Source organism: Vibrio sp. ZOR0018 (genome assembly GCF_963865925.1).
Taxonomy (GTDB): domain Bacteria; phylum Pseudomonadota; class Gammaproteobacteria; order Enterobacterales; family Vibrionaceae; genus Vibrio; species Vibrio anguillarum.
The window spans coordinates 89,423-103,316 of the sequence record NZ_CAWMCN010000121.1; the positions used below are offsets into that span (position 1 = coordinate 89,423).

10 protein-coding genes are annotated in these 13,894 nt (G+C 44.7%); 1 reads left to right on the top strand and 9 read right to left on the bottom strand.

The window, feature by feature from the left end; genetic code table 11:
* Window positions 1–13: 13 nt before the first annotated feature.
* The 6 genes from astA to AACR75_RS13805 all read right to left on the bottom strand — a co-directional run bounded on the left by astA (window position 14) and on the right by AACR75_RS13805 (window position 7,667).
* A complete protein-coding gene (astA, locus tag AACR75_RS13780) occupies window positions 14–1,033 on the bottom strand; it encodes an arginine N-succinyltransferase (protein ID WP_026028416.1) in 1,020 nt (339 codons plus the stop codon).
* 66 nt (window positions 1,034–1,099) lie between these two features.
* Entirely contained in the window at window positions 1,100–2,311 is a 1,212-nt protein-coding gene (locus AACR75_RS13785) for an aspartate aminotransferase family protein (RefSeq protein ID WP_026027324.1), read from the bottom strand.
* 378 nt (window positions 2,312–2,689) lie between these two features.
* The gene (locus AACR75_RS13790) at window positions 2,690–3,268 is read right to left on the bottom strand and encodes an aminodeoxychorismate/anthranilate synthase component II (RefSeq protein WP_010318736.1); all 579 of its coding nucleotides are present in this window, start codon (window positions 3,266–3,268) and stop codon (window positions 2,690–2,692) included.
* A 310-nt stretch (window positions 3,269–3,578) separates the two neighbouring features.
* Window positions 3,579–5,321: an L-tyrosine/L-tryptophan isonitrile synthase family protein gene (locus AACR75_RS13795; RefSeq protein WP_047690545.1), complete on the bottom strand. Its 1,743-nt coding sequence runs from the start codon at window positions 5,319–5,321 to the stop codon at window positions 3,579–3,581.
* Between the two features lie 76 nt (window positions 5,322–5,397).
* On the bottom strand, window positions 5,398–6,834 hold the full coding sequence (locus tag AACR75_RS13800; RefSeq protein ID WP_047690548.1) for an FAD-binding protein: 1,437 nt from the start codon (window positions 6,832–6,834) through the stop codon (window positions 5,398–5,400).
* Window positions 6,831–7,667 (bottom strand): TauD/TfdA dioxygenase family protein, encoded by an 837-nt coding sequence (locus AACR75_RS13805; protein ID WP_047690553.1) that lies wholly within the window; start codon window positions 7,665–7,667, stop codon window positions 6,831–6,833. The genes AACR75_RS13800 and AACR75_RS13805 overlap by 4 nt, the downstream gene beginning before the upstream one ends.
* A gap of 335 nt (window positions 7,668–8,002) precedes the next feature.
* Between AACR75_RS13805 and AACR75_RS13810 the strand changes: the two genes are divergently transcribed.
* A complete protein-coding gene (locus tag AACR75_RS13810; RefSeq protein ID WP_047690555.1) occupies window positions 8,003–8,893 on the top strand; it encodes a LysR family transcriptional regulator in 891 nt (296 codons plus the stop codon).
* Window positions 8,894–8,938: 45 nt separating this feature from the next.
* On the opposite strand, the gene AACR75_RS13815 is transcribed toward AACR75_RS13810, so the two are convergent.
* The 3 genes from AACR75_RS13815 to trpS form a co-directional block, all read right to left on the bottom strand.
* A complete protein-coding gene (locus AACR75_RS13815; RefSeq protein WP_047690558.1) occupies window positions 8,939–11,554 on the bottom strand; it encodes an ExeM/NucH family extracellular endonuclease in 2,616 nt (871 codons plus the stop codon).
* A 306-nt stretch (window positions 11,555–11,860) separates the two neighbouring features.
* Window positions 11,861–12,625: a substrate-binding periplasmic protein gene (locus AACR75_RS13820; RefSeq protein ID WP_156117120.1), complete on the bottom strand. Its 765-nt coding sequence runs from the start codon at window positions 12,623–12,625 to the stop codon at window positions 11,861–11,863.
* A gap of 155 nt (window positions 12,626–12,780) precedes the next feature.
* Entirely contained in the window at window positions 12,781–13,797 is a 1,017-nt protein-coding gene (gene trpS, locus AACR75_RS13825) for a tryptophan--tRNA ligase (RefSeq protein ID WP_013855895.1), read from the bottom strand.
* Between the last annotated feature and the right edge of the window lie 97 nt (window positions 13,798–13,894).

Here is a 13,894-nt window from a genome sequence, read left to right on the forward strand (position 1 = left end):
CAATGTACCTATTTTACTGCGCCAAAATTCGAACAAAATCACCACTATCAACCAATAGAGCTTGCGCCACTTTAGGTGAGATGATCACCGTTTCCGTTTCGCGGTTATAAGCACCTTTTGCAGCAGTAGCACGAAAGTTTTCAAACGAGCTATTGCAGATAAGATAATCTTGCGAGCTTGAATGCTCGGCCACTTCCACTTTAGCTCGCACCGAGTGACGTACGGATTCGATATTGCGCAAATCGCACTCAACCGTTGGACCTGCATCAAAAATGTCTACATAGTTACGGCAGGTGAATCCTTCGCGCTCGAGTAGCGTTAACGCTGGACGGGTATTGTCATGCACTTGACCAATCACCGCCTGTGCCTCTTTACTCAATAAGTTGACGTAAATCGGCAGTTTGGGCATCAGATCAGCAATAAACCCTTTTTTACCAATGCCGGTTAAATAATCAGCCATAGTGAAATCAATCGAGAAAAAATGCTCTTGCAGCCATTGCCAAAAGGGCGAGTTGCCTTCGGCATCAGACACACCACGCATTTCAGCAAAGATGGTTTTAGAAAAACGATGTGGGTGTTCCGCCATCATCAGAAAACGGCATTTCGACATCAAACGCCCATTCAACCCTTGACGAAAATCTGGGCGTAAAAAAAGCGTACAAATTTCGCTGCATCCAGTGTAGTTATTGCCAAAAGTAAGCAACTTGACGGTATTGTTAACCTTCAGCTTAGGCGACGAATGCACTATCGTGCTGATGTGATAAGAATAGAACGGCACGTCATGGCCAATCGATGCTTCAACGCCAGTCGTCCCTGCTACCTCACCGGTTTCAGAATCAAAACCGACCATCAGGTAACCTTCATCTCCTGGCTCTGAGACGTCGGGTTTAGCGAAGCTGTATTCAGAATGAGTAATACGGTTGGTTAAGAGCTTTTCATTCACGGGTAGTGATGTAAACCCGTGACCGGATTCAATAGCGCATGTGTGTAGCGCATCGTAGTCCGACATTGCGATAGGGCGAACAACTAGCATCAATACTTCCCTCCAGATGCTTGAAGTGGCCCAAGGCATCCTACCTTGGGCTGCTAGGCTTTTTCACTACATGAGTGATGCAATAGCTTTATCTAATCTTGCTAAGCCTTCTTCTATTTCTTGTTTGGTGATCACTAATGAAGGCGTCATACGAACCACGTTCATACCCGCAACCAACACCAGTAAACCTTGCTTGCCCGCGGCTTGTAGGATATCGCGAGCGCGACCTTGCCACTGCTCATTTAATGCCGCGCCAAGCAGTAGACCTTTACCACGGATTTCACTAAAAATGTGGTACTTCTCATTAATGTTAGCCAATCCTTCACGAAAGAGCGCTTCACGCTCTTTCACGCCAGCCAAGGTTTCTGGCTGGCTAACCACATTAACTACCGCTTCTGCTACCGCGCAAGCCAGTGGGTTGCCACCATAAGTCGAACCGTGAGTGCCCACTTTAAAATGCGCGGCTAATTCGTTTGTGGTGAGCATAGCGCCAATAGGGAAGCCGCCACCGAGTGATTTCGCGGTACTTAAAATATCCGGCGTGACGCCCAATCCTTGATAAGCATAGAACTCACCAGTGCGGCCATTACCGGTTTGCACTTCATCAAAGATCAACAGGGCGTTGTGCTTATTGCACAATTCACGCACGGCTTGGACAAACTCAGCCGAAGGCGACACAATGCCACCCTCGCCTTGCAAGGGTTCCATCATTACCGCACAAGTGCGATCAGAGATGTGTGCTTGCAACGCTTCAATATCGTTATACGGTAGGTGGGTAACATCCGCAGGTTTAGGACCAAATCCATCGGAATAAGTCGCTTGCCCCCCGACCGTCACTGTAAAGAAAGTACGGCCGTGGAAGCCTTGGTTAAAGGCGATGATTTCTGATTTCTGTTCGCCATGGACATCTGCGGCCCAGCGACGCGCCAGTTTGAGCGCCGCTTCATTAGCTTCCGCGCCGGAGTTAGCAAAAAACACCTTTTCAGCAAAACTAACTTGCGTTAATTTTTTCGCCAAGCGTAAAGCAGGCTCATTAGTCATCACGTTACTGAGATGCCACAACTTATTGGCTTGCTTGGTAATCGCATCAACCATCGCCGGATGGCAATGGCCCAAACAACTCACCGCAATACCGCCAGCAAAGTCGATGTATTCATGACCTTGTTGATCCCACACTCGAGAGCCCTGCCCTTTAACTGGAATCATTTCCATCGGGTTATAACAAGGGACCATCACCTCATCAAACAGACTGCGATCTACACTATTTTCCACTGTCATTACACATTCCCTCTTGATACCGCATGCCAAGCAGACTGCGATCTTCCTATTAAACGCTTGAGTGGAAGATATTGTTTTGCTTTTTAGCTAATGCAGCATTGTATTTACAAATTATTAACCATTTCAATAGTGATTTATTCTTTTAGATCGGCAGAAGTACCGATAATCGTCACTACTTATGATTATTTATGCATTAAGTCACCTCTTTTATGAAGCACTTTTTTATAAATAATATAAATAAGCACAACAAGGCCTTGAGGCGACAAGCCATCCCTCATTCCAACAGGATGTATGGTGCATAATATTGCAAAGATAAAAAACAGCAGAAATGATGAGGAAAATGTTAAGAAAGGTGATCGCAGTCCGGTTGAGAATGGTTCAACGGCGCAAAAAATTTGCGAGCAGTTGATGGCCCTGTTCTGTTTTAATTGATTCAGGATGAAACTGCACGGCATCAATTGGCAGTGTTTTATGTTGGTAACCCATGATTTCGTCCATCGAACCATCGGCCTGTTGAGTCCAAGCGGTGAGCTCAAAACAGTCCGCAAGAGAATCAGCTTTGACCACCAACGAGTGGTAGCGAGTAACGGTTAACGGGTTATTGAGCCCCAGAAAGAGGCCACGGTTGGTGTGTTGGATCGGTGAGGTTTTACCATGCATCACCTTTTTGGCTCGCACCACTTGCCCGCCAAACACTTGCGCAATGGCTTGATGCCCAAGGCAGACTCCTAAGATAGGTAGTTTACCCGCAAAATGTTCAATCGCGGCCAGTGAAATTCCCGCCTCATTCGGCGTGCAAGGCCCAGGGGAAATCACCAGATGCGTTGGGCTGAGCGCTTCAATGCCAGCGATATCGATTTCATCATTACGCACCACCGTCACTTGAACTCCCAGCTCACAGAAGTATTGGTACAAGTTGTAGGTAAACGAATCGTAGTTATCGATGATAAGTAGCATGTGAATTAAAGCGCTCTGGGTAAAAGTCAGCGAGAGGCGCTATTGTGCAATACTGGTTTGGAAAGGCAAGAAGTTATCGATTCTGTGCTAAATACACTATTTGCACATTCGTTCATTATGTAACCAGTTCGGTTGTGATCATTATTTTACTTGCTCTCATTTGAAAGTAACACTTCTCATCGTATGGTCGAATAAGAGAGCGGAAACAACGATAAAATAAATCTATCCCATAGTTAATGATCGATAAAAATAAAGCCAAGTAATCCGCTTACTTGGCTCTTCATGCTTATTTCCTAAAAATGTCGTTTATTTAAGCAGGGCTTTCTTGTAAATGCTCACTACTTGGTTGTTTGTTATGAGGCTGCCAAGGGGAATTTACCGAATAAGGCTGACGCACCGCTAATTCTGTTTCGGATAACACGCCATAACGAAGTACGGTGTGGTTATTCACCAGTAATATATCGCCAAGTTGTAAATCAAACACATGCTGTACTTGTGAACGTTCAAGAATAGGAGTTAAAACATTGGCTACTTGATTGATATTGTCAATTTCAGTCGACGACGATATATGCTTCGCCAATGATGGGCTCCAGCGTAAATTCATTCCCCAATCCCCCGACATAATCACAGGATAAGCAGCCATATCATCGTACTGCACAATGGTATTTTTCAGCCAACCACTTGCTTGACCATTAAGACACAACGCAGCCAGTGAGGCATCCAGTAAGTTAACCTTCAGCGGAGCAGATGAACAGTAAATCGCCCATTCATCAGGAGTCATGTCAGTATAAGAATAGCGACGCGCTATGCTCGTTGACGGTGTTTTGAGCCCGTACCAACTGGGCTCTGCTAATGTACTACTCCGAACATATTCTTCCGGAAGCAGAGCATGATTTCCGGCAAACCACGAAGACCACAATGAAGCTTGAGGCAACGGGTTAAAGCCTTTTAAACAGACAGCAGAGAACGCCTTTACTAATTGGCTCACTTGAGCCTGCGGTAGTGCGGTCAGTGAGCATCCATGGTGTGACTCTAACGTCAGGCCAAACTGCTCTGTTTGTAGAGTGGCTTTTACCTCACGCATCAACTGTGCCTCGTTAGCGTCTTCGATATTGAAACGCAGTAAACACCACAGCGTTCCTTGATGCATTACGGGAATAATCACGCCTTCACGTTGTTTGTGATTGGCCTGCGTATCAATAATAAATTCTCCGCGGCAAGCATCAAATAAAACACAAGTATGCCAAGGTGTCTTAAACGATCGCTCATCAAAAAGAAACAGCGAATATTTTTTGCCTTGCATTGGGTGTTCATGAATGCTGAGACGGATAGCGTGGCTCAAATGAGTATTGAGGAAATTATCGAGTGCACGTCCTTGCACCATCATTCCCTTAGCCATAAGGGCTAGGCGCTCACGTCGCTTCTTATAACTCAGCGGAGCAAGCGCATATTTCTGATCCTGATGCATGAATTTTTTCAAGCCCAGATAGGTATGGTGCATTGCATTATCATGCTGTTTAAGACGTGCAAAATCACGCTCATATTCCGCATCACCAAAGCGCTGCTTTAATCCATTGAAATATTGATATTCATTTAAGTCATCAAACGCAGAGAAGTGCTCAAAGTTGATAATTTTGAGACAATCACTGGCGTTCATATTTTCCACCATATTCCGTAATTCATCAGAATAAGTGTAATGATGTTCTAAATCGACATTAATATAATCAGAAAATGTATGATAATCAGAAAAAATGTAAAACATCACTCCTGGAGAATAGACAGATTGAATATCACGAATGGCATTAACAAATTTTTGTAAAACTCGATATTCACCCAAGTCAGGCTTATAACCTAATACCTTATCTAGGTTATTCGTTTTACATGGAAAGGCGGGTAGTAATAATGTAATGACTTTGTTTTCAATGACACACTGAGCTATCTGCGTTTTTAACTTCTGATACCCAGTAAAAGTGGCGTCTGTTTGTGCTAATAATTGGTCTAATAAAATAAAAGCAATATTATCCACACATTGCTGCTGTTGATGATCAAGCATAGTGTTTCCTTATTAAAGGCGAAGACCATTGACGGAATGATGCAGAACCCTCGGCCTTCACTCTCGGTTAAAAAGTTTATAGGCCGGCTAACAGTTCAGCCGCGTGCGCAAGCGACACGAAAGCCGCAATATAACCATCAGGGCGGATCAGTAAAGCCTGCCCCTGGTAGAATGAACTCTCACTCCAATACTGCCCAGGCTTCGCCTGATCGTACAGATGAAGGCAACGCACAAACGGAGGAATTTCGGATGGTAAGTCCGCATCGCCAGTCAACAGAAGCGTAAAGGAGCGGTAATCTAGCCATTGGTAAAAGCGGCAACTCTGCTGATCACGATGCATCTCAAAGTCATACACTCGAGAACCTTTTAAGCCACCATTGCCATACCCAATGCCCATACCTGTGATGTTACCAGCTCGCTGTTCAACGATTTGTACATAGTCCTCCGCATGGGTTCCTCGTTCTGAGTATTTAGTCGCTCGCACCAATGCACCAGAGCTTTCAATCACGCTGCGAGCCACTGGTTGGCGCTCAGCTTGATAACTGTCCAGCAGCGTAGTTGATGCCTGACCACGCAACACCATATTGAGCTTCCAGATCAAATTGAACGCGTCAGCAACTCCGGTATTGAGCCCTTGGCCGCCATTGACCGAATGTATATGGCAGGCATCTCCTGCCAGAAATACCCGTTGCTGGTGGTCATACCGTTCTGCAACAGACTCCTTCACAGAGAAATAAGAAAACCACTCAACCTGCTTAAACGTCAGTGAATGCGGCGACATTGCTCGGTTAATGCGCTCGATAACCTCTTGCTGAGTAAACTCTTCGGTGTCCATACGGATATAAAAACGATCCAAATCACCTTCACGTGGAATCCAGGCAACATCTGACGTCTCAGCCTGAAATACGATGATTTCTGGCACTTTCGGAAAATCTGACTCAATAACACCATCAATCACCGCCCAGATAATTTCTGGTCTCTCTATTTCAAATGGAATCGAAAAATGCTGACGTACAAAAGAGCGCCCACCGTCTGCACCAATCACGTAACGTGAACGAACTCGCTCGCCACTGCTCAGTTCCGTCACGCAGCCTTGTTCATCAACAGTGATATCGACCACTGATAAACCACGGCGCACGGCCGCGTTCTGCGCTTTGACTGCGCTATCTAACGCTTTTTCAATATGTGCTTGTCCCAACATCAAAAAGTGAGGATAGAAGCAGCCTTGCAGCGCTGTCCACCAATGAGACTGGCGTGACAAAAATTGACCATCAGCCCATACCGAACTGGTATTACAGGGTTTGCCTTGCACGTAAAGTGGCTTAAATAAGTCAACTATATCAAGTAACTGCAGAGTTCTAGCATTAAGCGCATCGGCCCGTCCGACCACCAGTGGTCCATTAGATTTATCAATAATTTGTGAGTTCAGACCGCAGCGCTGCGCTAAATAGTGGCACATAAGGCCAACAGGGCCTGCTCCAACGATCATAATATCAGTGTGGTAATCACTCATCGGTAAGACTCCAAACTTGGGTTATCAAACGGTGGATCGCTTAGCACTTGAACTCGACGGATATGACGTGGGGTATGTGATAAAAAGCTTTCTCGACCATGCAGTAAGTTAAAGTTATCCGTAATGACCACATCATCATTTTGCCACTCGTGAGCATAAAAATGACGAGGGTCATACAGTGCGTCACGTAAGCTACGGTGGAACTCAGCTATTTGCTCACTATCAATACCACTAAAGGTCACATTTGGTGGGTTTAGCAGATCGCCACGTTCAGCGAAATGTGGTTCGGCGTAACGAATGACCTCGTGTGAGAGATAGGGATGTTGAGCAATAATGGGGGAAATAGTGTGACTGCAATAGAACTCCATCTCTCGCTGATAGTGCCCCGTGACTTTTCGCCACAATGATCGCTGCTGTTCGGTTGCGTTCTGTAGCGCCTTGGTTGTATGAGTGAAGGTCGTCCGGCCGCCTTGTGCTGGCAATGGCGCCTGAACACATTGAAATATCTGATATTCAGGCACTTGAGGACGGAACATGCCATCCCAATGCAGCGGCATATAGCTACTATCAAAAATATGGTCCTTTGGCTGATCTTTTTGAATTAAATCTAACACTTTGCCAAATGGCCAAATACTGATCTCTCCCCATTGCTCGCAATATTCCGCAAATTGCTCGGCCTGTTCAAAGGCTTTAAATCCACGTATCAATACCAACTGATGCTCAATAAATAGTTTATGCAGTAGTGCTATTGGTACTTCGCTAATGGGAATTTTTAATCCATTTGCTTCTATTTTTACTCCAAAAGGATGGAGCTTCGTGACCTGATAATTCATCACCCGTTCCTTTAAATTAATTTTTAATAAAACGTTAGAAATAAAACAACATTGCATCCATCATTTTCGAAAATTCGGTTGGATAATATTAAAAATATTTACACAATATTGATATTTATAAGATTGACATTGCTAATTTAATTATTAATCCCAGTTTATTTAGGAATAGATATCTCAATAGTGCCATCATTCAGAAGAAATTTATTATTTGCCCGTATTTAAAGGAAACCAAAATGGTTTATATCTCTCTAATTAGAGCTGTCATTATTTGATGAATGACAAAGGTTGACTAGATAACAAAACAAGAACGAAAGGTTACCAATAAGGGAACAATTATGTTGAGTGAGTTAAAACGTATTGCCATTTTTAATAAAGTGGTTGAATACGGTTCGTTTACCTCGGCTGGTGAATCGTTAGGCATAGCAAAATCGAAAGTGAGCGAGCAAGTTAGCTTACTAGAATCACATCTTAACGTACGTTTACTGCATCGCTCTACCCGTAAAGTTAGCCTAACGACTGAAGGGCACGCATTTTATCAACATACCAATGGCCTCTTACCGCTGGCAGAAGACGCGCTACGGGCCGTCCAGCATTTTTCTACCGATGTGGCAGGCGTGATTAGGATCGGTACAACCATTGATGTCGGCAGCTATATTTTAAGTCCGCTGATTTCAACATTTTCTGAGAGTTACCCCAATGTGCTGTTTGATATTCAACTCGAAGATGGTTTACAAGATCCAGTAGCCACACAATTAGATGTGCTGATCAGAATGGGTGAACTGACATCTTGCTCAATGGTTGGCCGCGAATTAATGCCTTTTAAAATGGGGATATACGCCAGTAAAAAATACTTAGCTAGTGCACCTTTATTAAGGAAACTACGAGATTTAGAGCAGCACCCATGGGTTGCGCTAACTTTATTGAATCTTCCTCAAGATAAAGTCACGCTAATCAATCCAAAGGGAGTGAGATGCGACATCAAAACCCGCCCTAAACATATCTGCAATGCGCCGCTTGGTGCGATGTCAATGGTACAACAAGGCATGGGGATCGGCTTGATTGCCAATTTTCTCGCTGACGAAATCAATGATCCTAACCTCGTCAGGCTTTTTCCAGATTATTATCTATCAGATAACACCATGAACATTCTTTACCCGAGCCGTCACCACCTTGCGCCACGAGTAAGGCTATTTATTGATTATTTAATTGAAAAAATCCGAGCTTGAGCAAAACAAAAACGCCCCGTCAGTTAACGGGGCGCACTTTAAGCCTTAACGACGACGTCGCCACATACCAAAGCCGAGTAATGAGAAGAGTGCTCCTAGGCCGAATGAACCGCCGTAGATGTTCAGTTCTAACACGGCAGGATCATGATCAGATGCGCGGAAATGATCTTGATATTTGGGCAAATCACCTTTGAATTCACTGTTGTAATCAAACAGTGTCGATTCACCACCGTTGATGTGCCAATCGGTCGCATCCACCACTTTGCCTTTCAAACTTTTGCTGACCAGCAAATGATCCAGTGCGCCAACTTCATCATTAAATGAGTAACTCCAGCTCTCTGGGTGTTTTATCGCCACAGCGTTAAGGTACCCATAATTGTGAGTAATCAACGCGCCATCATCACCAAACTGAGGAGTACCTGCAAGGTAAGTATTACGTGCCGCACGAATGGTTTTGCCATACTTCTCCGGGCTGTAGTCCGTCAATACGAGCATCGGGTCTTCCATACCGTAAGAGTTCATATCACCCAAAATGACTTTATGCCCTTTTATTTTTTGTAACGCTTCACCTAAAGCAACTGCAGCTGCGACACGGAATTGTTCACATGCACCTTGAAAATCAAGATCTTTGCCGCCTTGCCCACCTTGTTCAACTGGTGCGGCATCTTCCCAACATGCCGAGCCTTTGGATTTTAGATGGTTAACCGCGACGGTAATTTTCTCATTGCCACCTTTAACTTTGAAGGTCGGTGCAAGCGTGTCACGCTGGTAATTTTTACCATCTTCAATCACTTTGCCTTTGTCATCCAACACTTCTGGTGCTTGCTGGCTTGGCATTGGAATTACACGATTCTCTGTCAACTTCACTACTTTTTCACGATAAATCACTCCTGTGGTGATCACATCCGTGCCAATAGAATCAAGTTCATCGGTCACGCCATCATTATTTGAGTCAATCGCGACAAAACGGTAATGCTTTTTCTTATCCGAGATCTGGCTGTTGATCTGATTGACCAATTGCGCAATCGCCGACCCTGCACCGAAACCGTTATTCTCAATTTCCATCAAACCGACAATATCGGCATCCAAACGTACAATCGCATTGACGATCTTCGCTTGCTGCAGTTCAAATTCTGCAAGGTTATTAGCACCACGATTATCACCATGCTGATTTGCATCACCGCCAAACGGCGAGTTGAAATAGTTAAGCACGTTGAATGTGGCAATGCGCAGATCACCTTCATCGATATCCGGTTTCTCGCTGCGAGGATCATTGCGCACGAAATTCTCTTGATTGAGCGAATTGGTCACAATCAGACGATATTCGTTGTAACCGTATGAGAGCACACCTTCTAAACCTATGATGCTGTCATCAATGCGGATGTAATCTTCCGTCGAACCATTTTGATCAATATCACTGCGACCAAACTCTGGGTAGTACGGAATTTGGCCATCGGCGGCTTTCGCATCTGATTCAATAAACAAGCGGCGCTGCGCGTTTTCGATGCTCTGCTGTTTGGCTTGCTCAGAGCCCGCAGCGAATAGCTGGTTCGGCTGCATGTTAATACGACCTTGCGCTAACACCATGTTATTGCGACGAGAAGCATAGTCATAACCAAAGGTGCGCGTCACACGCATATCCAGCTCTGGTGTGGTTTTTACCAACATGCCTTCATAACGCTCTAATGTGTGCTCAAAGTTCTCATCGGTGGGCAAAATCTCTATCGCGGTCGCTTGTGGAGCCTCTTGCTCACCTTGTTTTAGCCATTGGTTGTTTTCGACTTTAAGCTGTGTGAGGTTGTAATACTCCTGTACTTTACCTTTCACACAAACCACATCTCCCGGTTTTAAACTTGAGCTTGATTGATCGGTAAAAACAAACAAACCTTCAGAGGTATTTAAGTTGTAATCATCTTCCAACGCTTGCAGATAAAAACCCTTAGTTAACCCTGTGGTAACGGCACTCACGACACCTTTGACAAAATATTCTTGGTCGGTGATGTAAGGGTAGCCACTAATAAAAGGAGAGGTTTGCCCTTCGCCTTGGATCGCTTGAATAGAAGTAAAGGCGGGCTCAGATCCCTCTTGAGTACAGGTAAATTCAGCCGGTGGCTCAACGGCATCGAGTGCGCCTAACCCTTCAATATTATCCTTGCCTAACGCGCTCCACTGCGCAGCTTGATAAGCCGCTGAGGGCGTGAGGCTATCGCTATTACGCACTAAAGTGGTGTCCTTGCCCCAGTTAATGCCGCCCATCACTCCCAACACATCATGTACGCTACCATCACTGTTTAGCAGCGCCACCGGATCATCACCGTTAAAATTAATCACCGAGCCATCATTTTCATCACTCACCGCTTGGATAGCACTATTGGCGCTGGCATGAGAAATCACTAACACATCGTTCGCGGCAATTACTCGCCCAGTCAGGGGCAACTGTGTATCCCAGTTCCCACTGCCATTGCTTGATTTCGCTAAAATGAAATTGTCTAAACTGACGGATGCATTGCTAGTGTTAGCAATTTCGATGGCCTTATTGAAGCTGCTGCCTTCTACATACTGAGAAATAATAATCTCAGCTTGAGCTGATACAGCCAATGTGGAGCTTATCGCCGCAGCGAGTAATGTTCGGCCAAAGGGTTTAATTCGTGTCGATTCCATTGTTCACCTCTTTCCCTGCTCTGTAACCGAAGTGGTAAGCAAGGTGTTGTAAATCACGTTTATAAAGGGGATTGGTTCCATTTGCGCGTACAGTGTTGTGTTTTTAAATGAAAGATAAAAACATTCACCATTCATATCGAGATCAACATCGCATAGCTAGAGCAAATACTTGAACTAAGCGCAAACTTTCAACAAAGAAGGTAAAGGGGGTTTTCGACAGTGGTATTGCAGTAAGGTGAAAAGTCTTATTTTTCTAAAAAGAAAAGCAAACAAGGTGCTCCGTACACGACAAACACCTTAGTTCGATCATTGTGGCTGGCTAAAAGAGAGGTAACGATCAAAGACCGCCTGCGCGCGACCAGTTTGCTGCGCCTCGAGAAAATAGTCATTAAGCTGATTTAACAGCGGCATCGAATTTTCTAAGCTACGGCGAACTTGCACGTGGTACGGCTTGTTTCTAGCGAGAAAATGATGAACGATTGGCCGATCAATTTTATATAAACCCAACTGAATTCCACCATAAATGGGTTCAATTTCACTCACAAACCAATCACACCGCTCTTTTTGCAGCATATTCAGCGCTTGCTGTACGGAATTTAAATAGAGAGAGGGTTCTCTAGACAGTGCAAAATTCTCATAATTAAAGCCATTAACTCCGCATAATACGCCATCAACGGATGGGTCTTTTAAATCTTCATGGTTGTCTGGCAGCGTAAAATAACCGAGTTGAATCGTATAAAGCGGGACCGAAAAATAGCTGTACTCAGCCCTTTCTGCACGATAACTTGCATCCCATGTCAAATCGCAGCGACCGCGCTCTTGCGTCAGTTCATGTTGGACTCGCGCCCAAGGCATAAAATAAAACTGGTAATCGATGTTGTGAGATTTTAATGCGTCCAACACCAGAGTTGTGGCTGAGCCAGTCAAGGAATCGGCTTTTTCTTGATACGAGCTTCCCTGCCAATAGGTGAACGGGGGCCAAACATTCACATCACCAACACAAATACGAACTGGCTCTGCGGCGGCGGCACTACAGATGAACATCAATCCTAATAACAGCAGTCGTCTCATGTTCAAAACTCATCATCATGGTTATGATTTAAAGTGTAGACCTAAGCCTACAATACAAAGAGAAAGATCAAATTTTATTAAGCAGAAGTAAAAAATAAAGCTAGGAAAACCTAGCTTTATTTAATGCGAAAGGAGTTAGATTGTCGCAGGAAAAACTAAGGACGCTCGACAAACCCTACCGCTTTAAATGCTTTTTTCAAAGTGATCGCAGCGCGGGCCGAGGCTTTTTCTGCACCCGCTTTCATTACTGAATCAAGATACGCGCGATCTTCTCGAATGCGCGCGTATTCAGCTTGAACAGGCTCCAGCATGGCAACCAGCGCTTCGCCAACATCTTTCTTGAAAGGGCCGTACATCTCAACACCTTGATATTGCGCTTCAATCTCAGCAAAGCTTTTGCCTGTCGCCGCAGAGTACAAACTCATCAAGTTGGAGATGCCCGCTTTGTTTTCGGTATCAAAAGCGATGCGTGGTGGCGTTTCAGTATCTGTCTGAGCCTTATTAACCTTCTTGATAATCGACTTTGGATCTTCCAGCAAAGTGATGACATTCTTACGGTTATCATCTGACTTAGACATCTTTTTCGTCGCATCTTGCAGGCTCATTACTCGCGCGTTCACTTGAGGAATGTAAGGCTCTGGAATGGTGAAGATCGGCTTTTCAGGACTATAGATGTTGTTAAAACGAGTCGCGATATCTCGCGCAAGTTCTAAGTGCTGCTTTTGGTCACTGCCCACGGGTACTTGGTGCGCGCCATAAAGTAGAATATCGGCCGCCATCAACACAGGATAACCGAATAAGCCCGCATTCACATCGTTCGCATAACGTGCTGATTTGTCTTTGAACTGAGTCATGCGGCTCAATTCACCCATCTGCGTGTAGCAGTTGAGAAGCCAACCCAATTGAGCATGCTCTGGTACGTGTGACTGAACAAATAGCGTGCTCTTTTTAGGGTCAACACCAACTGCAAGACAGATTGACAATGCATCTAACGTGGCTTCATGCAGTGCTTTCGGATCTTGACGAACCGTGATCGCATGCAGGTCAACCACGCAGTATTGACAATCATAGTCATCTTGCATCTGTTGCCATTGACGTAGAGCACCCAAATAGTTACCGATACTTAGTTCACCTGACGGTTGAACACCACTCAATACAATGGGTTTGCTCATAGGGATGATTTCCTTGCTACTTAAAATGAGATAAGACTGAAAATGTCTGTGAAAAAAACCGCGCTCATTCGCTAAGTGATACTTGATTTAGCGATAA

What these genes read in the sequence shown, in the direction of transcription:
- astA (WP_026028416.1), bottom strand. Translation starts at nt 1,033, where the DNA reads ATGCTAGTTGTTCGCCCTATCGCAATGTCGGACTACGATGCGCTACAC.
- AACR75_RS13785 (WP_026027324.1), bottom strand. Translation starts at nt 2,311, where the DNA reads ATGACAGTGGAAAATAGTGTAGATCGCAGTCTGTTTGATGAGGTGATG.
- AACR75_RS13790 (WP_010318736.1), bottom strand. Translation starts at nt 3,268, where the DNA reads ATGCTACTTATCATCGATAACTACGATTCGTTTACCTACAACTTGTAC.
- AACR75_RS13795 (WP_047690545.1), bottom strand. Translation starts at nt 5,321, where the DNA reads ATGCTTGATCATCAACAGCAGCAATGTGTGGATAATATTGCTTTTATT.
- AACR75_RS13800 (WP_047690548.1), bottom strand. Translation starts at nt 6,834, where the DNA reads ATGAGTGATTACCACACTGATATTATGATCGTTGGAGCAGGCCCTGTT.
- AACR75_RS13805 (WP_047690553.1), bottom strand. Translation starts at nt 7,667, where the DNA reads ATGAATTATCAGGTCACGAAGCTCCATCCTTTTGGAGTAAAAATAGAA.
- AACR75_RS13810 (WP_047690555.1), top strand. Translation starts at nt 8,003, where the DNA reads ATGTTGAGTGAGTTAAAACGTATTGCCATTTTTAATAAAGTGGTTGAA.
- AACR75_RS13815 (WP_047690558.1), bottom strand. Translation starts at nt 11,554, where the DNA reads ATGGAATCGACACGAATTAAACCCTTTGGCCGAACATTACTCGCTGCG.
- AACR75_RS13820 (WP_156117120.1), bottom strand. Translation starts at nt 12,625, where the DNA reads ATGAGACGACTGCTGTTATTAGGATTGATGTTCATCTGTAGTGCCGCC.
- trpS (WP_013855895.1), bottom strand. Translation starts at nt 13,797, where the DNA reads ATGAGCAAACCCATTGTATTGAGTGGTGTTCAACCGTCAGGTGAACTA.